We start from the raw sequence: 25,486 nt of genomic DNA, 5'->3' as shown, positions 1-25,486 counted from the left end.
GCTCACGCCTCCTGCGGCTGTACCTCGGCCTCCGGCTGTGGCGTGAGGTCGGCCGCGCCTTGCTCCTGGAGCCAGTGTTCGGCGTCCAGCGCCGCCGCCGACCCGGTGCCCGCGGCCGTGATGGCTTGACGGTATCGATGGTCGACCACATCGCCCGCGCCGAACACGCCGGGAAGCTTGGTCTCGGTCGTCGGGGCGTTGACGACGAGGTAGCCCTCTTCGTCCAGGTCGAGCTGGTCGGAGAACAGCTCCGTACGCGGATCGTGCCCGATGGCGACGAACATGCCGGATGCCTCCAGCGTCGTCTCCTCACCGGTCTTGAGGTTGCGGACTTGGACGCCCGTGACGCGGTCGTCGCCGAGGACGTCTACCACCTCGGAGTCCCACACGAAGTGGAGCTTGTCGTTGGCGAAGGCGCGGTCCTGCATGATCTTGCTGGCGCGCAGCTTGTCGCGGCGGTGGACGACCGTCACCGAGCGGCCGAAGCGGCTCAGGAACATGGCCTCCTCCAGCGCGGAGTCGCCGCCGCCGACCACGACGATCTGCTTCTCGCGGAAGAAGAAGCCGTCACAGGTCGCACACCAGGACACGCCGTGGCCGGCGAGCCTCTTTTCGTTCGGCAGGCCCAGCTCGCGGTAGCGCGAGCCGGTCGTGATGATGACGGCGCGGGCGAGGTGTGTCTCGTCGCCGACCTTGACGACCTTCGGCGACGCCGTCAGGTCGACCTCGGTGACGTCGTCGGCCACCAGCTCGGCACCGAAGCGCTCGGCCTGCTTGCGCAGGTTGTCCATGAGGTCCGGGCCCTGGATGCCGTCGGGGAAACCGGGGAAGTTCTCCACCTCGGTGGTGTTCATCAGCGCGCCGCCGGCTGTCACAGCGCCCTCGAAGACCAACGGCTTGAGGTCACCACGGGCGGCGTAGATCGCGGCGGTGTAGCCCGCCGGGCCCGACCCGATGATGATCACATTTCGCACGTCGCTCACAGTTGCGCCTCTTTCTGACCGGCCGAGTCCAGGTCGCCGGTCGCATTTAGCTTCGCAGTCGAGTAAACCGATCCTAGGGCGCGGAGATTCCCGCATCGTTCATCGGCGCGAAGACCGCGTGAAGACCGCCTGTGGACGACGAAAGAGCCGGTCTGCCCTGTGGACAGACCGGCTCGGTGTCGTGTCAGCGAGTGATCGGGCGATGCGCGAGGACGTTCGGGCTCGACGCCGTGCATCCGGCGCCCAGGATCCAGACATCCGCGTGCGCCGCGTCGTTTCCGGGCAGTGCGACGACCGTGGCCGGCAGGCCGTTGTAGGTCGCCGAGTCCACGAGCAGCGGAACCTTTCCGCCGCCCACGCGTGTCACACAGGCGTTCAGCGTGTCACCCGCCGCGCTCATCGCCTTGTGCCCGCCGGCGACCGGCTTTGCCAGCGCGCCGGCGACCTGGGACTCCAGACCCGCAGCCGTGTATTTCGTCCCGGTCTGAACGACCGTGAACGGAACGGCGCGGGCGATGGCCGGGCCAGGTGGACTCGAATGCGTCCGATCGCTTATCGGCGGCTGGGTGCCCCTCACGGTGCCGGTGTCCCCGTCGTCCATGACCGTACGGACGGCGGCGGCTCCCCCGCCCACCAGGACGACCGCGGCGGCAGCCGCGGCGACGAACTGAAACCGGCGATGGTGATGGTGTGCGGGCACGTGTGAGGCCGCCTCCGCGGCGAGTGCCGCATCGAGACGGTCGACGAGATGAGCGGGCATCGGCGGCGTCGGTGCCCGCGCCAGAACGCGGGAGACCTCCGCCACCTCGGCGGCGCGTCGGCGACAATCGTCGCAGTACGCCAGATGTTCCTCAGTTGATGTGGCCTTGTCATCGTCGAGAATTCCCTCGGCGAAGTCGGCCAGCTCCTCATAATCAAGGTGTGCGGCAGTCACGCGGGTTTGCCACCTCCTTCCTCCGCAGATTTGACGGCGGAGCCGCCTCCCTGGTTCCGCAGGTGCCCAAGTAGTGGTGCGAGCCTCGCCCGGCCGCGTGCGCACCTGCTCTTGATCGTGCCCGGCGGGACGTCCAGGACCTTGGCCGCGTCGTCGACCGCGTAACCCATCATGTCGACGAGGACGAGAGCCGCCCGTTGCTCGAAGGGTATGCGCTGCAGCGCCTGGCTGACGTCCAGGGACACCTCGTGCGCCGAGGTCGGGTCGTTGTTCTTGGGCGCGATCGCGTCGAGCGTGGCGTCGTCGCCCATCGGCACGACCGGTCGGATCGAACGCCTGCGCAGCCGGTCGAGGCAGGCATTGACCACGATGCGGTGCAGCCAGGTCGTCACCGCCGCGTCGCCGCGGAAGCGCCCGGCCGCGCGGTAGGCCGACAGGAACGCCTCCTGCAACGCGTCCGCGGCCTCCTCCTGGTCGCCGAGCGTACGCAGCGCCACGGCCCACATACGGTCCCGATGCCGGTGTACGAGCTCGGAGAACGCATCCGGATCGCCCTCGGCGTGCCGTCTCAGCAACTCCTTGTCCGGAGCGGCTTCGACCGAGCGTCCCCCACGCATGATCGCCATAATCCCCGTCAGCCCGTTCCGTCGCAGGCGTTCTCGCCGAACGCGCGCCCGGCGCCTGAATGGGCACGGTCGCGCGGGCACACCCCTAGATGGGAGCGGCTAATGCCGGAATCTCCGTCTCGGGGGGCCTTCAGCACGCAATTGATGTTAGCCGTCCACGCTCGATCATGCCCGATACGACGGGATTACTCCGTTCCGTACACCGCGACATCGCGCACCTTGGCCTTGAACTCCCCGATGTTCGGCAGCTTGGTGAACCACAACATGACGTAGCGGCCCTTTGCCTGCTTGCCGGCCAGCTCGAACTGCCCGCTCGCGGGGCCGGTGGAGATCTGCGGCGTGCTGGAGGTGGGCGAGTCGCCGATGTGCAACTCGACGGTGCCCGGGGCACCCGCGGGCATGAGCACCTTGACGTCGGAGACCGTCACGGTCTTGCCCATGTCGAGGACCAGCCCGATGCCGGACCGCAACCCGCCGTAGGTGGCGGAGCTGTAGTGCTGGGTCGTCCAGTAGCTCGTCTTGCTGGAGTCGGTGGCCTTTCCCAGGTCGCTGGGGGCCGCGCCGTCGGGGTGCGGGCCCCGGTTGTAGGCCAAGGGGGCCTGGATCGTGAGCTTCTGGGAGGTCGGCTTGGCGGACGTGCTGGTCTTCGTGCCTGCCTTGTCCTTGGAGCCGTCGCCGCCGTCGCCGCCGCCCATGCGGGAAAGACCCCAGCCGCCGAGCGCCACCAGGATCAGGACGCCGACCGCGATCGCCGCGAGTACGGGCATGCTGATCCCCCCTCCGCCGCCGGACGCGTGGCGTACGGGTGCCGGACGAGGGGCGCGCGGGGGAGCGGACGTGCGCTGGGTACGGGACGACCCGGCGTCCGGAACGGTATGGGAGAGCGGGTCGACCGGCGAGGTCGACGTGCTCGAGTGCGAGTGCGGCGGGTTGTCCGGCCGGGAGACCACCCCGGGCGTAGAGCCCCCCAGCGGCACGAACGGCAACGGAGAGCGCGGCACCTTCTTCAGGGCCGCGACGAACGCCGATGGAGCGTTCAGGGGCTCCTGAGCGCCTCGCGTCGGGATGTGCAGCGACCGGCAGGTGATCTCGTCGATGTCCTGCGGCATGCCGCGCCGCAACTGGCCCGGGGGGACCGGCCGTCCGTCGGGCCCGGACGGCGCGATCGGCAGCTGAGCGCCGTCGGTTCCGCACCAATGACCGGTGAGGGCGGCGTACAGCAGCTGGCCGAGCCCCTGCGTGTCCTCCGCCGCCGGAGCATCCGAGGTGGAGCCGGCGAGTACGGCCTCGACACCAAGGCCGGTGACCTTGACCGTGCCGCCGCTGGTCCACACGAGGTTGTGCGGCGTGAGGCACAGGTGAGCCTGGCCCGCGGCGTGTGCGGAAGCGAGGGCCTCGGCGGCCTCGAGCAGGAACGCGGCCGCGCGGCCGGGCTCCATCGGGCCTTCGATGAGGAGATCTTCAAGCGTCTCGCCGGTGACCCACTCGCTCACGACGTAGGCCTGCTCGCCGCTGTCGTCGGCGTCGAAGACCTGGGTGAGGCGGGGATCGGTCAGCCGGCTGGCGGCGCGGGCCGCGGTCACCACGTCGTGGACCCGGGGAAAGCCCGGGGCGAAGGTGAGTACGGCGACGGGACGGGCGAGAATCTCGTCCGTCGCTTTCCAGAATGTAGAACCACCCGCTTCGCTTACGCGGTCGTCCAAGCGGTAACGACCGGCAAGGCGGGTTCCGGGTTCGATGACGGACGTGCTCAACGCGGCGTCCGGCGCAGGTAATCGCGTCCCATATGTGCCGTGGCTCCCTTACGCCTTCGACCCTCCCTCGATGCCTCGTGGGCGGTGTTATGAGCGAACCCGCCCGATGGTAGGACGCTCGAGGAGCGTCTCTGGGTTACTACCCGTAGACGGTTGCGCTCTCCCACCATACGGGCACCCTCTCCTAACTCGAGACACGTCCGGGCAACCTGCGCATCACGGTTCCGGCCAGTGTCTCCACCTCGGAGATTCGCAGCCTGCGCGCAACCAGCACATACAGCACAGCGGCCCCCGCGCCTCCGACGGCAAGCGCCGCCACGGAAGTGATCAGCTGATAATAGAAAAGTTTCACGAAGAGTTCGTGCACTCCGAGCGCGAAAACGAACGCCGGAACGGTGGCGACCGCGATCTTGACGTGAGTGCGCACCATCTGTCGTGCTTCGAGCCCGGCCAGGCGGCGGCGCAGGATGAGCGCGGCGACCATGCAGCCGACCACCCACGAGATGCCGAGCGCGATGGCGATGCCCTCGACGATCATGTCGGTGGGCAGGATTGCGTAGCCGATCAGGCCGAGAGTGATGCTGATCGCGATGTTGCCGATCGCGATCAGCGCGGGTGTCCGCGTGTCGGCCAGGGAGTAGAAGACCCGCAGCAGCAGCTGGAAGATCGCGAACGGCACCAGCGACAGCGCGAACGCCTGCACCACGTTGGCGATCATCAGGCCGTCCGCGACGCCGGTGGAGCCGTGCGAGAAGAACGCCGTGACGAGCTCCGGGCTGAGAGCGAACAGCAGAGCCGCGGACGGGATGATGATCACCGACGACAGGTTGAGGCCGGTGGTCAGGTCGTCGCGCACCAGGTCGAAGCGTTCTTCGGAGGCGTGCCGGCTCATCCGCGGCAGCAGCGCCGTCATCACCGACACGCCGACGATCGCGTACGGGAGCTGGAACAGCAGGTAGGCGTTGTTCCACGGGGTGAGCCCGACGCCGTACCCGAGGTGTTCCTTCTCGCCGCGCACCCCGGCGCGTACCGCGATGTTGGTGTTCACCACGAAGCCGATCTGCATGATGGCGACGTAGAGCAGCGTCCACAGGGCCATGCCGCCGACCGGTGCGAGCTCCTCGCGGCGGAAGTCGAAGCGTGGGCGGAACCTGAAGCCGACCTTGCGCAGTGAGGGCCACATCGCGAGGGTCTGCACGACGATGCCGAGGGTCGTGCCGCCGGCCAGGAGCGTGACATCACTGCTGCTGATGCTCGACGGCGTGACGCCCGGCCCGGCGACGACCAGGAACGCGCCGCCGACGACGATGACGACCACGCTGTTCAGCACCGGTGTCCACATCGGCGCGGCGAAGCTGCCGCGGGCGTTCAGCGAGGCGCCGGCCAGCGCGCCGACGCCGTAGAAGAAGATCTGCGGCAGGAAGAACAGCGCGAAGATCACGGCGAGTTTGTGCTGGTCGGGCGTGAAGCCGCTGGCGTACAGGTCCACGAGGAGCGGCGCGCAGAACATCGCGATCCCGGTGAGGACCAGCAGGCCGCCGAGCACGATCGTGAGCAACCGTGCCTCGTACTCCTCGCCGTACGCGCGGTCCTTCTCCAGCGCGCGTACGAGCATCGGCACGTGGACCGCGGTGAGGATGCCGCCGAGCAGCATGTCGTAGACGACGTTGGGGAAGGTGTTGGCGACGTTGTAGACGTCACCGAGCGGGCCGGTGCCGAGCGCGATCACGATGACCGCGTTGCGCACGAAACCGAGCAGCCGCGAGGCGACGGTGCCCACGGCCATGACGGCGCTGGACTTCAGCAGGCCGCCGACACCACCGCGGGAGCCGGAGGACTCCGACTCGGCGGCCTTGATGCCCTCGGAGGTGTCGAAGACCTGCGTGCTCGGATCGTCCGCCGGATCGGCGGTGGGACCGGTCGTGGGGCCGATCACCGGAATGTCCGGCAGCGTGCTGGCCACCTCCGAGCGGCCCGGCTCCAGGTCACTCAACGGACTCCCCCGCTCTGTCGGCTCGACGGCGCACGATGCGAATGGCGACGCCGACGAAGAGTACGGCAAGTGAGATGCCCGTGATGAGCAGCGCGGTTCGTCCGTAACCGCTGGCGTTCACGCGAAGGACGTGGGCGCCACCGAAATCCTCGCCCTTGGGGGTACGGAGCTGGAGGTAGACGTCGGCTATGCCGTTGGCCGACGCCTTCATGTCGAGCGTGACCTGATCCTTGTGCCCGTGTTCGAGTCTGAGAGTGCGGTCGACGGCGTCGACGCGCAATCGCGTGGGATTTTGCGAATAGGCGTGCAGCGTGACCGTCACGGTGCCGTGATCGAGCCCGTTGGAGATCGTGATCGGGATGCGGCCCGACTTGCCGGCCATGGTGGTGCCGTCGTTCAGCACCTTGATTCGCCCCATGGACTTTTCGAGTTCGTCTTTGAGCGTGTCGCGCACCAGCTTGCCGTGTCGCGACTGGCCGTTCCACGCCGAGGACTCGGTACGCGCGATGCCGAGGGTGAAGTCGCTGGCGGGTGGCTCGAAGATCGAGGTGAACTTCCGGACGTCGCTGCGCAGGTCGCGTACCTGCCGCAGGTAGTTCTTGCTGAGCCCCAGGGGGCTCTTCTGCGGCTGGAAGGTGCGCTCGGTGGGCTTCAGCGTCTCGACGCTGCTCAGCGGAACCGGACTCAGCCAGGGGGCCTTGGCCGTGTAGTTGAGCACGGCCTTGGCAAAGGTGGCGCTGGGCTTCCAGCGCCTCGGCGGGGTGATCACGATGGTCCGCGGATTCTGGGGCGCCTCGCCGGTGATCATGGCCGTCTCGGCGAGGAAGCGCTGCTCGGCGAGGATCGTCCCGCCGGGCGTGGTGGTGGGCTGGCCGAGGATCTTGCGCAGCGTGTCGTCGTAGGCCACGAGCTTGACGTTCGTGCCGGAGACGTTCTTGTTCACCACGGGGTCGGGGGTGAACGTCTCGACCCGCGCGTCCGGCAGGACCGCGCTGCTGAGCAGGATCGTACGAGAGCCGCTCGCGACGAGGGAGGAGAGCGTGGCCTGGTCGACCGGGAGCCCGTCGGGAGGCATCGCGGTCGAGGTGGTCGCGCCACTCAGGCGGACGTCGGCGAGCGCGCGCGTCCCCTCCTGCGCGGCGGCCTTCACGTCATCGCTCATGCCCCGGTCCGCCAGCGCCGTCACGTCGGGATCGGCGTACGGCGTGGCGAAGAGACGGTCGTTGGCAACCGCGTTGTGCAGTGTCGTCAGCCAGGTGAGCGCCGCGACGCTCTGCGAGCGGTTGGCGTCGCCCTTGATGTTGTAGCCGTCGGTGTTCCCCATCTTGTTCGCGTCGTCGACCAGGCTGGGGTCGATGAGCCAGCTCAGGGGAGTCTTCGTCGCGCGCGCCGCGCCGACGATGGTGGAGAGCCGCCCGCCGGTGCCGAGCTGGCGTTCGAGCTGGTCGTCGACGAAAGTGGTGTCGGCCGCGCGGTGGGGCTGGTCGATCAGCGGCCAGACCCAGGCGACCTTGGTCCGCTGGAGCGGCGTGCCGGCCGGGTAGTAGGTGACGAACGTGCGCTGATGGCCGAGGACGACCCCGGCGCTGTTCCTGACCTCGACCATGATCGGGTAGACGCCGAACGTCCGCAGGCCCATCTGGCGCGCCGAGAGCGAGAGTCTCCAGCTCTTCTGCCCGCCGACCGGCAGGGTCGCCGAGATCACCCGGGGCTGGCCCGCCTGCTGCGGATCCGGGCCCTTTCCGTCGGCGTAGGTCTCCACCTCGCCGCGGCTCGTCATCGCTCGAGACCTGAACCAGAGGCGGACCGAGACCTGCTGGTAGGTGCTCTGGGACTGGTTGACGAGCCGGCCGCTCACGCGCAGCGTCGAACTCGCCTTCAGGTACGCGGGCTTGACCGACCCCAAGGTGATGGCGACGGGCGGCTTGGCCGCGGGCTGGCGGTCGCGCGAGGCGCGAGCCGTGTGCTGGGCCTGACCGTGCGGTGGCGACGGTGTGGCGGCGAGCGCCGGTCCTCCGCTGAGCAGCAGAGGGATGACCAGGGCGAGGAGTCTTCTCACGTCACGCCTGCGAGGAGTTGGGGCACGGAGGCGACGAGGCGGCGCTCGTCGGCATGGGCGAGACGGCCGGCCACCTCGGCGAGGGGGAACCACCCGACCTCGGCGACCTCGAGGTCGGCGGCGGAGAGAACACCGCCGGTGGCGAGAAGAAGGTGGTGATGAACCGTCTTGTGTATGCGCCGGCGGTCTGCGGAGAACCAGTAGTCGACGGCGCCGAGAGGAGCGATGATCCGGCCACGAATGCCGGTCTCCTCCTCGACCTCGCGCACCGCCGCCTCCTCGATCGTCTCTCCGCCTTCGACATGGCCTTTGGGCAGCGACCACCGGAGCCGGCCTTCGCGGCCGTACCGGGCGATCAGTGCCGCTCGCGCGGCGCCCGCGACATCGACGACCAGACCGCCCGCCGATGTCTCCTCTTGGTGAGGACCGGGCGGGCCGCCGAGCCGTCGGCGACTACGCGGGCGGGGCACGGCGGCAATGGTAGTAGCCAGCCATGCGTAATCGGTCATTGCTTCCGGCGTTTTCGGGGAGTCTGCGGGAGAGAGCACGCCAGGCGTCCTCGGGCGGCATCGGCGGCGAGGGGAGGAGCCGGTGGCCGCGTTCGGCCGGACGATCCCGTGGACCGGCGGCCACGGTGGCAACAGACGATGTAGGGAGAGTGTGTCCTTCATACTCGTCTCCGTGGCTTCGTTGCCGAACGTACCCCCATTTCGGAACCAATGAGGATCAAGGACTATGCGATTCGCGTTTTGCCTGTCACCTGCGAGGATCTACGCTCGATTGCCGTGTCGAACGACGGACTGACCATGAAGCATCAAGCCGCCATCACCGAGCTGCTCGGCCGGGTGACGCCACTCGCCGACGACCTCGGCCGGGTTTTCGCCTCCGCGGGCCATGAGCTCGCGCTCGTCGGCGGCCCGGTGCGCGATGTCCTGCTCGGGCGCTCGGTCAGCGACCTCGACTTCACCACGGACGCGCGACCGGAGCGCATTCTGGAGATCGTCGACGGCTGGGCGGACGCCGTCTGGACGATCGGCATCGAGTTCGGCACGGTCGGCCTGCGCAAGGGTGACCATCAGATCGAGATCACGACCTACCGCAGCGAGTCCTATGACACCAAGTCGCGCAAGCCGGAGGTCTCCTACGGCACGTCACTGGAGGACGACCTGGCACGCCGGGACTTCGCGGTCAACGCCATGGCCGCGCGCCTGCCGGGGCATGAGTTCGTCGATCCGTACGGGGGACTGGACGACCTGCGGGCCAAGCTGATCCGCACGCCGGGGCGCCCGGAGGACTCCTTCGGCGACGACCCGCTGCGGATGCTGCGGGCCGCGCGCTTCTCCTCCCAGCTCGGTTTCACGGTCGCGCCGGAAGTGGTCACGGCCATGACCGAGATGGCGGGCCGCCTCGAGATCGTCTCGGCCGAGCGGATCCGCGACGAGATCTCCAAGCTGCTGATGGGCGCACGGCCACGCGACGGCCTGGCACTCCTGGTCGACACCGGACTCGCGGCGCAGGTGCTGCCCGAACTGCCCAAGCTCAGGCTGGAGATCGACGAGCACCACCGGCACAAGGACGTGTACGACCACTCGCTGATCGTCTTGGAGCAGGCGATCGCCCAGGAGAAGGACGGTCCGGACCTGGTGCTGCGGCTGGCCGCGCTGCTGCACGACATCGGCAAGCCGAAGACCCGTTCGTTCGTCGAGGGCGGCCGGGTGACCTTCCACCACCACGAGGTCGTCGGAGCCTCGATGAGCAAGGCGCGGCTCGTCGCGCTGCGCTACCCGAAGGACGTCGTGGCGGACGTGTCCCGGCTGGTCGAGCTGCACCTGCGCTTCCACGGGTACGGCAAGGGCGAGTGGACCGACTCGGCGGTGCGGCGTTACGTCCGCGACGCCGGGCACCTGCTGCCACGGCTGCACAAGCTGACCCGGGCCGACTGCACCACGCGCAACAAGCGCAAGGCGGCGGCGCTGGCGCGGACCTATGACGACCTGGAGCTGCGGATCGCGCGACTGGAGCAGGAAGAGGAGCTGGCCAAGCTCCGTCCTGAGCTGGACGGGCACGAGATCCAGCAGGTCCTCGGCCTGCAACCCGGCCCCGAGGTCGGCAAGGCCTACAAGTTCCTGCTCGACCTGCGCCTGGACCAGGGGCCGGTGGGCAAGGAGGCCGCCTCCACGGCGCTGCGGGAGTGGTGGCAGGACCAGTCATGACGCACGCTGAGGACCTGTCCGCGGCCGAGCTCCTCGCCTTCGACCGTAGCCACATCTGGCATCCGTACTCCCCCATGCCGGCCACGACACCGGTCCACCCGGTGGTCTCGGCCGAGGGCGTGCGGCTGACGCTGGCCGACGGCCGCGTGCTGATCGACGGCATGTCCTCGTGGTGGGCGGCGATCCACGGATACCGCCATCCGGCGCTCGACGCCGCCGTGAGCGCGCAGCTCGGCGAGATGGCGCACGTGATGTTCGGCGGCCTCACCCACCCGCTCGCGGTACGCCTGGCGCGAGCGCTGGTCGACCTGACACCGGAGCCGCTCACGAAGGTCTTCTTCGCCGACTCCGGGTCCGTGTCCGTCGAGGTCGCGATCAAGATGGCGTTGCAGTACTGGCGTTCGCGCGGCCGTTCCAGGACGCGCCTGCTCACCGTGCGCGGCGGGTACCACGGCGACACGTTCGGCGCGATGGCGGTGTGCGATCCGGTGAACGGCATGCACCACCTGTTCGCGGACCAGCTGCCGCGCCACGTGTTCGCGCCGATGCCGCCCGTCTCGGGCGAGGACCCGGACTACGCCGCCGAGCTGAGGCGTCTCGTCACCGAGCACGCCGGCGAGCTCGCCGCGATCATCGTGGAGCCGGTCGTGCAGGGCGCCGGCGGGATGCGCTTCTACGCCCCGGCCTGGCTGCGGCTGCTGCGCGAGCTCGCCGACGAGTACGACGTGCTGTTGATCCTCGATGAGATCGCCACCGGCTTCGGGCGCTCCGGGACGTTCTTCGGCTGTGAGCATGCCGGGGTGTCTCCCGACATCATGTGCGTGGGCAAGGCGCTGACCGGTGGATACCTGACCATGGCCGCGACCCTGTGCACCGACCGGGTGGCACGTGGGATCAGCGAGGGCGAGGCGGGTGTGCTCATGCACGGCCCGACCTACATGGCCAACCCGCTCGCCTGTGCGGCGGCGGTCGCGTCGATCGGGCTGCTGAGGGAGCGCGACTGGCACGCGGAGGTCACGGGGATCGAGAAGGGGCTCACCGAGGGGCTGGAACCGGCGCGAGGCCTGCCCGGCGTCCGTGATGTACGGGTGCTGGGCGCGATCGGCGTGATCGAGACCATCGAGCCGGTCGACGTGGCCGCGGTCCAGGAGACGGTCATGAGCCACGGCGTATGGCTCCGCCCGTTCGGCAACCTCATCTACACGATGCCCCCGTACGTCACCGAGCCGTCCGACCTCGCCCAGATCACGACCGCGATGGTGGCCGCGGCCGATCAGATGTGAAGGAGGCCGATCCCGGGTGCTCCGCCGACGAGGGCGGACAGATCGCCAGGGGCGCTCGTGAGGATCATGACAGGCCGTGCCTGAACGAGGGCGGTGGCCACGACCATCGCGTCGATCGAGGCGGTGGCGGGCAACCCACTGGTACCGAGGAGGTCGCCCGCGCTACGCCCGAGTTCTCGGGTGAGCGGTATGACCTCGACCTTTTTCAGAACGCGATGAACGCGGGCGTCTCGCGAGGATCCGCGCAGCACCTCCGTCAAGGTAACGGCACTCGCCACGACAGGTGCCTGTCTCTTGCGGGCCTCGAACACGTGCGGCATGACCGCCGGATCATCGAGGGCGAGTTTCGAGACACCTTCTGAGTCGAGGACGAGAGTCCTTGCTAGAAACCCTCCTCGGCCCATTTTGCTTCGAGCTCGCTCCACGCCTTCTCCGTCTTGTCGAGTGCCTCTTGGGGCAGGGGGCCGTGCCGCGAGACGTAGTCGGCGATGAGGTCGTCGAGGTTGTCCATCTGGATCTGACGCATCACTGCCTCCGTGACATAGCGGCTGAACGATCCGGAACCTACACGCTCCTTGACCTGGCGTATGAGGGAATCCGGCATCGAAACGCTAACTTTCCGTACTCGGTCGGATACGGCATGTTCGGCGTCGTCTGCCCGGTGAGACTTGCTCATACCTCCAAGTCACTACCGGCGGTAGCAACATTCACCGTGTTTTTGGCGCCGAACCAGTAGGCCACCGCGGCGAGGCCATAGCCGCAGCCGATCACGGCGAGGGCGGCATAGGACTTGCCCGTCGGCGGCAGGATGGCCGCCGCGACCGCGAAGCCCGCAACGTACAGGCCGTTGAAGATCATGTCGTAGAACGAGAACACCCGGCCCCGGTAGGCGTCGAGGATGATCGTCTGCATGATCGTGTCGACGCAGAGCTTCACTCCCTGGGCCGCGACGCCGAGTGCGAACCCGCCGATGACGAACGGGATCGGCTTGAACGGCGCCGCCAGCACGACCTCCGCCACGGCCGCGAAGGCGAGCTGAGCGGTGATCCACACTTCCTTGCGGATCCGCTCGGTCACCACCGGGGTGATCACGGCGGCCAGGAAGTACCCGAACCCGGACACCACGAGCGTGAGCGCGAACCCGCCCATCCCCGCCTGGGCGTTGTCGGTGAAGTAGTTGCGGAACAGCAGCACGGTCATGATCGTCGTGATGCCGTACAGGAAGCGGTGCATGCCGATGGCGCCGAGAGCCGCGGCGGCCGCGCGCCGTTCGCGTACGTGCCGTGCGCCGTCGACCAGGCCGTGCAACACCTGGCGTACCGCCTCGCGGGTCTGTTGCCGGGCCAGGCGCAGCTCCGGGCCGAGCAGGTCACGGCCGAGGGTCGTGGCGATCGCCGATGTCGCGACGTACACGGCTGCCGCCGACAGCAGGACGAGCGCGGTGCCGTGCTGGTCGGCGCCGAACCCCAGCCGCAACAGGTAGCCGACGCCCGCTCCGGCGAAGGACGCCATCGTCCCCGAGGTGACCGACACGGCGTTCGCGGTGATCAGCTCGGGCCGGCCGACGACATGCGGGAGCCCGGCCGACAGCGCGGACAGGAAGAACCGGTTGACGCCCAGCACGATGAGCGCGGACAGCAGGAACGGCGCGCCGTCGTGCCCGTACAGCAGGAGGGCCGCGGTGGCGGCCAGGCACAGGGCACGGATCAAAGGCGCGTAGACGAGGATCTGGCGGCGGCGCCAGCGGTCGATGAAGACGCCGGCGAACGGCCCGACCACGGAGTAGGGCAGCAGCAGCACCGCCGCGGTCGCCGCGGCCTCCGCCGCGGTGGCCTTCTGCTCGGGAGAGAACAGCACGTATCCCGCGACGCCCACCTGGAACACGCCATCGGAGAGCGCGGAGACGAGCCGCGTCGCGAAGAGGCGGCGAAAGTCCCGGCCTTTGAGGACCAGCCGCAGGTCCGACGCGTACGACACGGCCACAGCCTAGATCAGCGAATGGTCAGGTCAGACACGGCCCGTCCGGCGGCACGGGAACGCGGACGGCCGGCGCCTTCCTTCGAAGGTCGCCGGCCGTGAACCGCCGTTACGGGTGATGTGCCTGGTCAGCTGACCCGGACACGGGGGTCGAGGAAGGAGTACAAGATGTCGACGAGAAGGTTCGCGACCACGATGAAGAGTGCCACGAAGATCGTGCAGCCGATGATCGTCGGGGTGTCCCCGATGTTGAGCGAGTGCACGATCAGCGCGCCGAACCCGTTGAGACCGAACACGGACTCGGTGACCAGCGTGCCGCCGATCAGGTAGCCGATGTCGACGCCGAACTGGGTGATGACCGGAGTGAGCGCGGCCCGCAGCGCGTGCCGGTACAGCACGCGGCGCTCCGGAAGGCCCTTGGAACGCGCCGTCCGGATGTAGTCCTCGCCCAGCACTTCGAGCATGGAGCTACGGGTCAGCCGTGTGTAGGTGGCGGTGGTCAGGTACGCCAGCGCCGCCCACGGCAGCACCATGCGCGACAGGAAGAGGGTGGGGTCGCTGAAGGGGCTACCGGGCGGGCCCACGTCGAACAGGGCGACGCCGTTGGTGCGCAGCTTGAAGAACAGCACGTACGTCAGGGTGAGCGCGAGGACGGCCGGCGGAATCGAAAGCCCGATGAGGACGAAGACCGTCGATGCCCGGTCGAAGAGGCTGCGCGCCTTGGTCGCGCTGACGACACCGGTGATGATGCCGAAGGCGAGCCAGATGATGCCGGCGCCGAAGACCAGCCACACGGTGGTGGGCAGCGCGCCCTGCACCAGCGTCCAGACGCTGGTGCCGCCGTTGACGTAGGACCTGCCCAGGTCGAACTTGACCAGGTGACCCATGTAGCGGCCGTACTGGACGATGAGCGGGTCGTCCAGGCCCAGGGCCCTGCGGATGTTGTTGACCATCTCCTGGGTGGCGCGTTCGCCCGCGATCGCACGGGCCGGGTCGTTCGGCACCCAGTACGCGAGAATGAACACGCTCGTCGAGACGAGCCACAACGTGAGCACGCCGAGCAGGAGCCGGCGGATGAGGAATCGAAGCATCGCCGGCCTCTACTTTCCGGCCTTGGCCAGTACGCGTTCGCTGCGCGGGTCGAGCGCGTCGCGCACGCCGTCGCCGAGCATGTTGAACGCCAGTGTGGTGAGCAGCAGCAGACCGCTCGGGACGAACAGGTACCACCAGGCGACCCGGTAGTACTGCGTCGACTCGCTGAGCATGCCGCCCCAGCTGGGGATGCGGATGTCGACGCCGGCGCCGAGGAAGGTCAGTGTCGACTCCGTCACGATCGCCGTGGGGATCAGCAGCGTCGCCAGGACGATCACGGGGGCGAGGAGGTTCGGCAGGATGTCGATGACCATGATCCGCAGGTTGCTGGCACCGAGCGAACGCGCCGCCTCGATGTACTCCCTCGCCTTGATCTGGATCACCTGGCCGCGCACGACTCTCGCGATGGCGGCGAAGGAGAAGGCGCTGATGACGCAGATCTCACCTGTCTCGCTGGGGCCGATGGTGGCGGCCACGACGAGCGCCACGATCAGATAGGGGAAGGAGAGCACGATCTCCAGCACCCGGGATAGGGCAGAATCGAGCCAGCCGGAGTAGTAACCGGCGACCAGGCCGATGGCCACGCCGATGATCGTGGCGATCAGCGTGGAGATGAGACCGACCTCAAGAGAGACGCGGGCACCGTAGATGGCACGGGAGAAGATGTCCCGGCCGAGCTCGTCGGTGCCGAGCAGGTGATGGGCGCCGGGTCCGATGGGCAGGCCATCGGGGTCCAGCCCGGTGTTGGTGTTGGTCTTCGTCGGATCGGTGCCGAACCAGTGCGTCAGCAGCGGCGCGCAGACGGCCATCAAGAGGATCAGGACGATGACCACTGCCGAGATGATGGCGATTTTGTCCTGGCGCAGCCGGGCCCAGGCGAGCTGCCAAGGCGTGCGTCCCTTGATGGCGCGGGCCTCTTCGGCCTCGGCCGGGGGGACCTCGGCCTCGAGATCTATCAGACTCATGGTGACTTCCTGGTTAGGCGCTCGGGAGCGTCGGCTCGGTGGACTGCTGCTCGATCGTGGCCCTCTCTTCAGCCAGACGCTCACCCGCCTCGACCGGGAAATGGCAGGCGGTGATGTGGTTGTCCGGGTCGCCGCTCGTAACGCTGAGAACCGGCTCCTCCACGGTGCAGCGTTCCTGCGCCTTGGGGCACCGAGGGTGGAAGCGGCAGCCGGACGGCGGGTTGATCGGCGACGGCACGTCCCCGAACAGCACGATCCGCTCGCGCTTCTCCGCACGGTCCGGGTCGGCGATCGAGGCCGCCGACAGGAGCGCGTTGGTGTACGGGTGGCGCGGGCGCTCGTACAGCGTCTCGCCATCCGACAGCTCGGCGATCCGCCCGAGGTACATGACCGCGACCCGGTCGCTGACGTGCCGGACGACCGACAGGTCGTGCGCGATGAAGACGTAGGTCAGGCCGAGCTCGCGCTGCAGATCCTTGAGCAGGTTGATGACCTGGGCCTGGATCGACACGTCCAGCGCCGACACCGGCTCGTCGCAGACGATCAGCTTGGGACGCAGCGCCAGCGCCCTGGCGACGCCGATGCGCTGCCGCTGTCCGCCGGAGAACTCCGCCGGGAAACGGTTGAAGTGCTCGGGGTTGAGCCCGACCAGCTCCATGAGCTCCTGGACGCGCTTCTTGCGCTCCGCGCCATCGGCGATGTTGTGGATGGTGAACGGGTCACCGATGATCGAGCCGACGCGGCGGCGCGGGTTCAGCGAGCCGTACGGGTCCTGGAAGATCATCTGCACGTCGCGGCGGAAGGTCTTCATCTGCCGGCGGCCGAGCTCGGTGATGTCGGTGCCGTCGAAGACGATCCGGCCCTTGGTGACCGGGTGCAGCCCGGTGATGCAGCGTGCCAGGGTCGACTTGCCACAGCCCGTCTCGCCGACGATGCCGAGCGTCTCGCCGCGGCGGACCTCGAGGTTCACGCCGTCGACGGCATGAACGCGAGCGACCTCCCGCTGGAAGACGATCCCCTGCTTGATGGGGAAGTGCTTGTACACGTCCTCGATGTTGACGAGGACGTCACCGCCTCCGGTGACATCGCTCATGAGGCGACCGGTCCCTTCACTTCGCCGGCGATCTGATCGGCGATCTTCTTCGCCGCGCCCGTACGACCCTCGAGGGCGGCATTGGTGCGGAGCTGCTCGGCTTCGGCGGTGAGGCCGGTCGCCGCTCTGGGCAGCCAGCAGGCCGAGTCGTGGCGTACTCCGTCGTCGGCCTCGGCGCCCACCGCACGCAGCTCCGGCCCATCGGTGATGCACTTGTCCATGACGTAGGCACATCGCGGATGGAACGAGCAGCCGGTGGGCAGGTTGATCAGGCTCGGAGGCTGGCCGGGGATGGGGGTCAGGCGCTCGCTCGCACCGGTGGACAGGGGGATCGACTCGAGCAGGCCCTTGGTATAGGGGTGATGCGGCCGGTAGTAGAGCGACCGGCGGTCGGTGTGCTCGACCGGCTTTCCCGCGTACATCACGAGCACGTCGTCCGCGATGTCGGCGATCACGCCCAGGTCGTGCGTGATCATGATGAGCGCCGTGTCGAACTCCCGCTGCAGCCGCTGCATGAGGTCGAGGATCTGCGCCTGGACCGTTGCGTCCAGCGCCGTGGTCGGCTCGTCAGCGATGATCAGCTTGGGGCTGAGCGCGAGTGCCATCGCGATCATCGCGCGCTGCCGCATGCCGCCGGAGAACTGGTGGGGGAAGTCGTCGACGCGCCGGTCCGGCTGCGGGATCCCGACCATGGCGAGGAGCTCGACCGCACGCTTGCGCGCCGCGGCCTTGCCCACCTCCGGCTCGTGGGTGCGGATCATTTCAACGATCTGCCAGCCCACTTTGTACAGAGGGTGCAGACTGGACAGAGGATCCTGGAAGATCATGCTGATCTGGGCTCCGCGGATCCGGCGCAGCTGATCAGGATTCATCGCGAGCAGGTCCTGCCCCTCGAAGAGGGCACTACCGCTGACACGAGCACCGGAGTTGAGTCCGAGCAGCGTCTGTGTAGAGACGCTCTTGCCCGATCCCGACTCGCCCACGATGCCGAGTGTCCGGCCGGGCTCGATGCTGAAGCTGATACCGCGAACCGCCTGAACCACGCCGTCCGAGGTATTGAATGAGACCTGTAGGTCGGTGACCTCGAGAAGGCTCATGCATCTCCCCTTGAGGGATTGTTGAAAATTTTGCGTCGTCCCAGATTAGGTGGTGTACGACGCTGTCACGAGGGTGACTCGGGACTTCTCACACACCAGTGTGGGCGGGCAGCCCTCGTCGGGCTGCCCGCCCACGTGGTCACTGATCTGGGCGTACTACTTGCTCAGCCAAATGTTGGTGTAGTCGTACAGCTGCGCCGTCTGCGAGAACAGGGCGTTGTGCACCCGGTTCGAGCGAGTCAGCGGGGTCAGCTGCACCATGAAGGGCACGAACGCCGCGTCCTTCATGATCTGCTGGTCGGCCTGCGTCCAAAGACCGGCAGCCTCTTGCTGGGTCTTGGCCTTGAGCGCCTGGTCGATCAGCTTGTTGGTGGTCGGGCTGTTGTAGCAGCCGTAGTTGGTCGAACCCTCACCGCAGGTACGGCCGTCGAACAGCGGCACCAGGAACGCGCGCGCGTTGTTGCCGGGCCAGTCGGCGACCCAGCCGGGGGCGGCGATGTCCCACTTGCCTTCCTTGGACGGAGCCGTGGCCGACAGGAACTTGCCGTAGAAGTCGTCCGGCGTCGTCGAGACCAGCTTGGTCTGGATCCCGCAGGCCTTCAGGTTGTCCGCGACCGACTGCGTCACCTTGGGGTGGTTGCTGGAGTTGCGGTAGACGTAGGTCAGCGACAGGTTGCTGACGCCGACCTCCTTGAGGCCCTCGGCCAGGGTGGCCTTGCACTTGGCGATATCGCCCTGGTAGTTCGGCGAGGGGTAGATGTCCGACGCCTGGTAGCCGGTGCTGCCGGGGGGAAGCACCGTCGACAGCGGCTTGTTGATGGCCGTGCCGCCGTAGATCTTCGCGAGCGCGTCCTTGTTGACCGCGTACTCGATCGCCTGACGGACCTTGAGGTTCGCCATCGCCTTGTTGTTGTTCGGGCTCTGGAAGTTGAACCGCAGCATCGGGTTGGAGTTCGCACCCGGGAAGATGCCGAGGCGCTTGTCCTTCGATGCCTTCATCGTGGCGATGGTGGTCGTCGGGACCGCGTGGTCCCAGAGCAGGTCCGCCGTGCCGGCCTCGACCTGCTGCTCGGCCGCGTCCGGGGAGGCCTGGCCCTCAGTGACCTGGATCCCGTCGACGTAGGCCTTGCGCAGCGTGTCGGTCTCGGGCTTCCACGCCGGGTTGCGCCCCAGGTCGATCTCCTTGGTGGCCACGTACTTCGTGATCTGGTACGGGCCGTTGGAGATCGTGTGCTGGCGGAACTCGTCGCTGTCCGGAACGTAGGCGTCGTATTCCTTGGGCGCCGGGGTGGCGAACGACATCGCGAGGATGTTGAGGAAGTCCGTCGCCGGCTGCGTCAGCTTGAACACCACGGTGTGGTCGTCCTTGGCCGAGAGGCCGCTGATGTCGTGGCCGTTCTGGTAGTCGGCGATCGCCTTGGCGTCGTCCTTCTTCACCTTGGCGAAGCCGTCGCAGTACGCGGACATTCCCACGATGGTCTGCTTGTAGTAGCCGGCCCCGCCGGAAGTGCCGTTCGGGTTGGGGTTGCACAGCCGCTTGAGGCCGCGCACCACATCGTCGGCGACCACGTCACGCGGCGGCTGGGTGTTCCACTGGACACCGGGACGCATCTTGACCGTGTACGTCTTGCCATCGGCGCTGATACCGCCGTTGGCGGTCGTCGGCACCTCCGTGGCGATGTCCGGCACGACCTGGCTGCCTTCGGCCTGGTCGTTGCTCGACTTGTAGCTGAAGAGCCGGCGAGCCCACGCACGTGCCAAAGAGTCGGCCACAGTCGTGTAGCCAGAGGCGGTGTCAAGGTGGTCGACATCTCCAGCGCCGACGATCTTGAGTGTGCCACCCTTGACGGGCGTACCGCTATCGGAGCTATCGCTGTCGCCGCTCCCGCCGCCACACGCGGCAAGGGCGACAGCCAGCACGCCGATCGCGGCCGCTGCCTTCAACCCCGTCGTTCTCCCAGTCATGTACGTCCTCCTCCGGCCCTGCGGCCGTCTTACCTTATGGGGTCAAAGCATGCCGGGGCAGGCACGCCTCAAGGTGCGAGAACACCCCTGAGCCGGGGTCGCTGTCCAGCTCAGAATGGTAAAGAGTGGTACTGGTTACTCAACCGTTCGGATCGTGAGACAAGTCCGTGACAAGTGATGACATACCGTTAAAGGACATTGCCCTACGTGTCGTAGGCGAGTACTCCACATGAACGGTGCCGTCGCTCCGCTCGAGCTCATCCGCTCCCACATCTCGTTGGTGACGGGGTGGCCCGGGACCGCTCGTGCTCGCACCCCGAACCCCGTGGTTCGTCGGCCGCGGCCATCTGTCAAACGGGATTGTATGCCGTTATCGCAGGTAGCAGACACGAGGAGGCCCGTACGCCATGGCGTACGGGCCTCCTCGTTGTTCCAGCGCTCGCGTTGGTTCGCGAGGTCGTTACCGCTCCACGTCGCCGGCGATGAAGTCCTCTACCGCCTGGCGGGCCTCGTCGTCGTTGTACTGAATGGGGGGCGACTTCATGAAGTACGAGCTCGCCGACAGGATCGGGCCGCCGATGCCGCGGTCCTTGGCGATCTTCGCGGCGCGCACGGCGTCGATGATGACGCCGGCGGAGTTCGGGGAGTCCCAGACCTCGAGCTTGTACTCCAGGTTCAGCGGGGTGTCACCAAAGGAACGGCCCTCGAGGCGGACGTAGGCCCACTTGCGGTCGTCCAGCCACGGCACGTGGTCCGACGGGCCGATGTGCACGTCGGCCTTTGCCATCTCGTGCGGGATCTGGGAGGTGACCGACTGGGTCTTGGAGATCTTCTTGGACTGTAGGCGCTTGCGCTCCAGCATGTTCATGAAGTCCATGTTGCCGCCGAAGTTGAGCTGGTACGTGCGCAGCAGCTCAACGCCGCGGTCCTCGAACAGCTTGGCCATGACGCGGTGCGTGATGGTGGCGCCGACCTGGGACTTGATGTCGTCACCGACGATCGGCACGCCGGCGTCGGTGAACTTCTGGGCCCACGTCGGGTCGCTGGCGATGAAGACCGGCAGCGCGTTGACGAACGCGACCTTGGCGTCCAGACAGGCCTGGGCGTAGAAGCGGTCGGCCGCCTCGGAACCCACCGGCAGGTAGGACACGAGCACGTCGGCCTGGGTGTCCTTGAGCACCTGGACGACGTCCACCGGCGACTCGTCGGACTCCTGGATGATCTCGCGGTAGTACTCGCCGAGACCGTCGAAGGTGTGGCCACGCTGCACCGTGATGCCGGAGGGCGGGACATCACAGATCTTGATCGTGTTGTTCTCGCTGGCCACGATCGCCTCGGACAGGTCACGGCCGACCTTCTTGGCGTCCACGTCGAACGCCGCGACGAACTCCACGTCACCGACGTGGTACTCGCCGAACTGGACGTGCATCAGGCCGGGGACGCGCAGGTCGGTCGAGGCGTCCTTGTAGTACTCGACTCCCTGAACGAGCGAGCTCGCGCAGTTGCCTACACCGACAATGGCGACGCGCACTGAACCCATGCGGGGTGCTCCTTTTTTCTCTAGATGCCGGGACGCGCTCGCGTCTCTCAGCGGTTCTCTTCGTCTTGTTGTGCGCGCTCGCGCCCGATCAGCTCGTTGAGCCACCGGACCTCGCGCTCGACCGACTCCAGCCCGTGCTGTTGCAGCTCGAGCGTGTAGTTGTCGACGCGTTCCCGAGTGCGGGCCAGCGCGGCGCGTACGCCTTCCCGTCGTTCTTCGAGGCGGCTGCGCCGGCCTTCGAGAATCCGCAACCGTACGTCGGCGCGGGTGTGAGCGAAGAAGGCGAAGTGCACTCCGAAGCCCTCGTCCTCCCAGGAGGCGGGGCCTGCCTCGGAGAGGAGCTCCTGCAGGCGCTCCTTCCCTTCGGCGGTGAGCTTGTAGACGATTTTTGAGCGGCGCGTGGCGGCCGGACGCACCGCGACGGTCTCCTGGTCCTCCTCCATGATCAGCCCCTGCCCGAGCAGTTGCTTCAGGCACGGGTAGAGCGAGCCGTAGGAGAACGCGCGGAACACCCCGAGCAGGGTGTTGAGCCGCTTGCGCAGCTCGTACCCGTGCATCGGAGACTCATGAAGCAGCCCGAGCACGGCGAGCTCGAGCACGCCACCCTTGCTTCTCATGGATCCTCCGCTCGACCACTCGTCTCGATGTATCGCTCGAATGTATCGAGTCGATACATCGCAAAGATACGTCCGACGCCTGTCCGTCGCAAGCGCGGGTTCCGCGAGTCGCCCGTGACGGGTGGAGATCGAGGGCATGACCGGGAGGCCGGGGTCTTGCGGGCCGTCGTAGTCTGCTGGCATGTGGTCGCAGCGAATGGTGGTCGACTACGGGCTCGCCCGGCGAGCCACGCTGGCCGACCTTTTCTCCGGCGGGCTGACCGTCGATGACGCCTGCGACGCGCATCCATACCTGCTCAGGGCGGCGAAGTACCACGGTGAGCCGACTGAGGCGACCTGCCCGGTGTGTGAGAAGGAACGCCTGACCCATGTGACCTACGTGTACGGCGACCAACTGGGTCGCTACGCGGGGCGCGTCAAGGCCACGCACGAGCTACAGGAGATGGCCCGGGAATTCGGGGAGTTCCGGGCGTATGTGGTCGAAGTATGCCAAAGTTGTGGCTGGAACCACTTGACTCTCTCGTACGTACTTGGACATGGGGAAGCCGAGTCTGACGAGGGTCGAACCGCACGGACATAGCCACGTTCTGACGTGGAAACCCCGACAGGCGGTCACGCCGACTTGCCCACCCCAGTACTGTCGGACGGATTGAACGCCGTACCCCAGTGAACGAGGTCGCGTGAGTTACAGAGGCGATTACGGGCCAGAGTACGGGCCATCGGGATCTGATAGGCCTGCACCGACCCGGCCGCAGACGCCGGTCGGGCGGTCCAACCTGCCGCAGTTGCCCAGCGGCTCACCTTCGGGTGGCGTTGACCGGCTCGGCGGCCCGCCGGGCCAGGGCGGCGGCCCCCCGCGTCGTACGGGCGGCCCTGGAGGCCCCGGCGGGCCCGGGGGTCCCGGAGGCCCTGGAAGGCCCGGCGGTCCACGTGGCCCGGGTGGCCCCGGCGGACCTGGTCGCCGGCGTGCCGACAGCGGCAGTGGTAGCGGTAGTGGCGGTGGTCGTCGTGGACGCGGGAAGCCGAAGAAGACCGGTTGGCGCCGTTTCGTCCCCTCCTGGAAGATCTTGCTCGCCGCGTTCGGCATCGGCACACTCGCGACCATCTGCATGGTCGGCGTCGCGTACGCGATGGTGAAGGTGCCCACGGTCAACGAGGACAGCACGGAGCAGGGCGCGCAGGTCTACTGGAGCGACGGCAGCCCGATGATGAAGATCGGCAGCTCCCGTACGATCGTCCCGCTCAGCAAGATCTCGCCGAACATGCAGGCCGCGGTGCTCGCCGCGGAGGACCGGAAGTTCTACCACGAGTCGGCGATCTCGCCCACGGGCATCGGCCGCGCGGTCATCAACGACCTTTCCGGCGGCGACACGCAGGGTGGCTCGACCATCACCCAGCAGTACGTCAAGAACGCCTACCTGAGCCAAGAACAGACGATCACTCGTAAGTTCAAAGAGATCTTCATCTCGGTCAAGGTGGGCAAGCAGCAGGACAAGGACATGATCCTGCAGAACTACCTGAACACGATCTTCTTCGGCCGTGGGGCGAACGGCGTCGAGGCCGCGGCCGAGGCCTACTACGGCGTCCACGCCAAGGACCTCACGGTTCCGCAGGCCGCGGTGCTCGCCGCCACGGTCAAGCAGCCGGGCTACTACGACCCCGCCGAAAAGGGTCACCTGAACGACACCATCGAGCGGTACAACTTCGTCCTCGACGGCATGGTCAAGATCGGCAAGCTCTCCCAGGCCGACTTCCTGAAATACAAGGACCATCTGCCGAAGGTCATCGCGGTCAAGAAGGGCAACGCCAACGCGGGCCAGAAGGGCTTTATGTACGAACGCGTGCACAACGCCCTCAGCGGACTCGGGTACTCCGACACGAAGATCGAGAATGGCGGCCTGAAGGTCTACACGAGCTGGGACAAGAAGCTCCAGGCCAAGGCCCAGAGCACCGTCGAGCAGGACCTGCACGCCCACAACATGCCGCCCTACACCCGTGTGGGCCTGGTCTCGATGGATCCGACCAAGGGCGAGATCCTTGCCGCCTACGGCGGATCGGACTTCATCAAACGCCAGGTGGACGACGCCTACTACTCGACGGCTCAGGTCGGATCGTCCTTCAAGCCGTATGTGCTGGCCGCCGCGCTGAAGAGCGGCATCAGTCTCAAGACCCAGTTCAACGGCCTGTCACCAGGGTGGTTCAACACCGATGGTGACCGGGTCGCGGCGCACACCCCCGGTGCGAGTGAGTTCAGCAACGACGAGGCGAACTCACCGAACCCGTACGTCAACCTTGTCGATGCGACGGCGGACTCCCTCAACACGGTCTACGTACCGCTGGGCTTCAAGGCGGGGTCGCAGAACGTCTACAACCTCGCAAAGGACGCGGGACTGCCCGTGCACGGGCTGGATGACGGACATCGCGGCGAAGGTGGTTTCTTCCTCGGCCAGTCGGACTTCGCCCCGATCAACCAGGCCAGTGGCTACTCCACCATCGCCAACGGCGGGCAGTACATCACCCCGCACAGCATCCGGTACGTCATCGAGCCCAGCGGAAAGAGGACCTCGCCCAAGCTCGAGAAGCGGACGGCCTTCAGCGACGATGTCTCGCGCGACGTGCAGTACGCCATGCAGGCCGTGGTGAGTAAGGGGACCGGCAAGAGGGCGGCCATCCCCGGCCGGGAGATCGCGGGCAAGACCGGTACCACCAACGACAACGTCGCGGCCTGGTTCTCCGGCTTCACGCCGAAGCAGATGGTGACGACCGTCGGCATGTGGCGCTACAGGGACAAGGACCCGAAGCGCCACATCAAGGCTCATTCGTACCCCCTTCAGCATGTCGGCGACTACGCGTTGGTCAACGGTGGAGATCTCCCGGCGCAGATCTGGCATGACTACATGACCGGGGCTCTGAGCGAGAGCAAGTACAGCGACGTCACGCACTTCGAACCGCCGGCCTACGTGGGCGACACCGACCAGGGCCAGACGCCGCCCCCGTCCGCGACGCCGACACCGACGGAGACGCCGACGTGTCTGCCGAACCAGAACCCGATGAGGGATCACTGCAAGCAGGACCCGAACGGCGGCGACCAGGGGCAGAACTGCCAGCTGCATCCGAACCGACCAGGGTGCCCACCGCCGACCGGCGACCCGACGGACCACCCGACCTGCGGCATCGTGGGTTGCCAGTCGACGCCGCCTCGCCCCGGCGGCCCCGGTGGCGGCGGTGGCGGCGGTGGCGGCGGCGGTGGCCAGGACACACAAGCGCAGGCCGCAAGGCCGCTGAAGGACTAGCG

21 protein-coding genes are annotated in these 25,486 nt (G+C 67.5%); 4 read left to right on the top strand and 17 right to left on the bottom strand.

Annotated elements, in window-relative coordinates:
• Positions 1 to 2: 2 nt before the first annotated feature.
• From trxB to FB559_RS15330, 7 genes are all read right to left on the bottom strand, one after another.
• The gene (gene trxB, locus FB559_RS15360) at positions 3 to 983 is read right to left on the bottom strand and encodes a thioredoxin-disulfide reductase (RefSeq protein WP_141956255.1); all 981 of its coding nucleotides are present in this window, start codon (positions 981 to 983) and stop codon (positions 3 to 5) included.
• 184 nt (positions 984 to 1,167) lie between these two features.
• Positions 1,168 to 1,917 carry an anti-sigma factor family protein gene (locus FB559_RS15355; protein ID WP_141956254.1) on the bottom strand — a complete coding sequence of 250 codons (750 nt, stop codon included), beginning with the start codon at positions 1,915 to 1,917 and terminating at the stop codon, positions 1,168 to 1,170.
• Positions 1,914 to 2,534 (bottom strand): RNA polymerase sigma factor SigM, encoded by a 621-nt coding sequence (sigM, locus tag FB559_RS15350; RefSeq protein ID WP_425455066.1) that lies wholly within the window; start codon positions 2,532 to 2,534, stop codon positions 1,914 to 1,916. Before sigM ends, FB559_RS15355 begins: the two co-directional genes overlap by 4 nt.
• Before the next feature lie 194 nt (positions 2,535 to 2,728).
• Positions 2,729 to 4,246 carry a protein kinase family protein gene (locus FB559_RS15345; protein WP_141956252.1) on the bottom strand — a complete coding sequence of 506 codons (1,518 nt, stop codon included), beginning with the start codon at positions 4,244 to 4,246 and terminating at the stop codon, positions 2,729 to 2,731.
• Between the two features lie 235 nt (positions 4,247 to 4,481).
• The gene (murJ, locus tag FB559_RS15340) at positions 4,482 to 6,290 is read right to left on the bottom strand and encodes a murein biosynthesis integral membrane protein MurJ (protein WP_246121616.1); all 1,809 of its coding nucleotides are present in this window, start codon (positions 6,288 to 6,290) and stop codon (positions 4,482 to 4,484) included.
• Positions 6,283 to 8,349 carry a DUF6049 family protein gene (locus FB559_RS15335; RefSeq protein ID WP_141956251.1) on the bottom strand — a complete coding sequence of 689 codons (2,067 nt, stop codon included), beginning with the start codon at positions 8,347 to 8,349 and terminating at the stop codon, positions 6,283 to 6,285. The genes murJ and FB559_RS15335 overlap by 8 nt, the downstream gene beginning before the upstream one ends.
• Positions 8,346 to 8,819 carry an NUDIX domain-containing protein gene (locus FB559_RS15330; RefSeq protein ID WP_246121614.1) on the bottom strand — a complete coding sequence of 158 codons (474 nt, stop codon included), beginning with the start codon at positions 8,817 to 8,819 and terminating at the stop codon, positions 8,346 to 8,348. The genes FB559_RS15335 and FB559_RS15330 overlap by 4 nt, the downstream gene beginning before the upstream one ends.
• Before the next feature lie 336 nt (positions 8,820 to 9,155).
• Here FB559_RS15330 and FB559_RS15325 point away from each other — a divergent pair, with 336 nt between their 5' ends.
• Entirely contained in the window at positions 9,156 to 10,562 is a 1,407-nt protein-coding gene (locus FB559_RS15325) for a CCA tRNA nucleotidyltransferase (protein ID WP_141956249.1), read from the top strand.
• Positions 10,559 to 11,845, top strand: coding sequence for an adenosylmethionine--8-amino-7-oxononanoate transaminase (gene bioA / locus FB559_RS15320; protein WP_141956248.1), 1,287 nt, complete (start codon positions 10,559 to 10,561; stop codon positions 11,843 to 11,845). Before FB559_RS15325 ends, bioA begins: the two co-directional genes overlap by 4 nt.
• Here the strand turns inward: bioA and FB559_RS15315 are convergent.
• The 10 genes from FB559_RS15315 to FB559_RS15275 all read right to left on the bottom strand — a co-directional run bounded on the left by FB559_RS15315 (position 11,836) and on the right by FB559_RS15275 (position 22,191).
• Positions 11,836 to 12,096, bottom strand: coding sequence for a PIN domain-containing protein (locus tag FB559_RS15315; RefSeq protein ID WP_246121612.1), 261 nt, complete (start codon positions 12,094 to 12,096; stop codon positions 11,836 to 11,838). The two genes, bioA and FB559_RS15315, sit on opposite strands and share 10 nt — an antisense overlap.
• Positions 12,097 to 12,227: 131 nt before the next feature.
• Entirely contained in the window at positions 12,228 to 12,371 is a 144-nt protein-coding gene (locus FB559_RS43865) for a hypothetical protein (RefSeq protein ID WP_185792220.1), read from the bottom strand.
• Positions 12,372 to 12,517: 146 nt separating this feature from the next.
• Positions 12,518 to 13,822 (bottom strand): MFS transporter, encoded by a 1,305-nt coding sequence (locus tag FB559_RS15310; protein ID WP_141956246.1) that lies wholly within the window; start codon positions 13,820 to 13,822, stop codon positions 12,518 to 12,520.
• Positions 13,823 to 13,950: 128 nt separating this feature from the next.
• Positions 13,951 to 14,913, bottom strand: a complete 963-nt coding sequence (locus FB559_RS15305) for an ABC transporter permease (RefSeq protein WP_141956245.1) — start codon at positions 14,911 to 14,913, stop codon at positions 13,951 to 13,953.
• Between the two features lie 9 nt (positions 14,914 to 14,922).
• A complete protein-coding gene (locus tag FB559_RS15300; protein ID WP_141956244.1) occupies positions 14,923 to 15,879 on the bottom strand; it encodes an ABC transporter permease in 957 nt (318 codons plus the stop codon).
• A gap of 13 nt (positions 15,880 to 15,892) precedes the next feature.
• Positions 15,893 to 16,972, bottom strand: coding sequence for an ABC transporter ATP-binding protein (locus FB559_RS15295; RefSeq protein WP_141956243.1), 1,080 nt, complete (start codon positions 16,970 to 16,972; stop codon positions 15,893 to 15,895).
• Positions 16,969 to 18,069, bottom strand: coding sequence for an ABC transporter ATP-binding protein (locus FB559_RS15290; protein WP_141956242.1), 1,101 nt, complete (start codon positions 18,067 to 18,069; stop codon positions 16,969 to 16,971). Before FB559_RS15290 ends, FB559_RS15295 begins: the two co-directional genes overlap by 4 nt.
• Before the next feature lie 156 nt (positions 18,070 to 18,225).
• On the bottom strand, positions 18,226 to 20,034 hold the full coding sequence (locus tag FB559_RS15285; protein ID WP_141956241.1) for an ABC transporter substrate-binding protein: 1,809 nt from the start codon (positions 20,032 to 20,034) through the stop codon (positions 18,226 to 18,228).
• Positions 20,035 to 20,494: 460 nt separating this feature from the next.
• Positions 20,495 to 21,574, bottom strand: coding sequence for an inositol-3-phosphate synthase (locus FB559_RS15280; RefSeq protein WP_141956240.1), 1,080 nt, complete (start codon positions 21,572 to 21,574; stop codon positions 20,495 to 20,497).
• A 47-nt stretch (positions 21,575 to 21,621) separates the two neighbouring features.
• Positions 21,622 to 22,191, bottom strand: a complete 570-nt coding sequence (locus FB559_RS15275) for a PadR family transcriptional regulator (RefSeq protein WP_141956239.1) — start codon at positions 22,189 to 22,191, stop codon at positions 21,622 to 21,624.
• Between the two features lie 181 nt (positions 22,192 to 22,372).
• On the opposite strand from FB559_RS15275, the gene FB559_RS15270 reads away from it, so the two are divergent.
• Both FB559_RS15270 and FB559_RS15260 read left to right on the top strand, forming a co-directional pair.
• A complete protein-coding gene (locus FB559_RS15270) occupies positions 22,373 to 22,771 on the top strand; it encodes a DUF5318 family protein (protein WP_141956238.1) in 399 nt (132 codons plus the stop codon).
• A gap of 487 nt (positions 22,772 to 23,258) precedes the next feature.
• Positions 23,259 to 25,484, top strand: coding sequence for a transglycosylase domain-containing protein (locus tag FB559_RS15260; protein WP_141956236.1), 2,226 nt, complete (start codon positions 23,259 to 23,261; stop codon positions 25,482 to 25,484).
• The last annotated feature ends 2 nt before the right edge of the window (positions 25,485 to 25,486 follow it).

This window comes from Actinoallomurus bryophytorum, assembly GCF_006716425.1.
Classification (GTDB): Bacteria; Actinomycetota; Actinomycetes; order Streptosporangiales; family Streptosporangiaceae; genus Actinoallomurus; species Actinoallomurus bryophytorum.
Note: the sequence above shows the minus strand (reverse complement) of the source record. Positions and strands in the feature narration are given on the sequence as shown.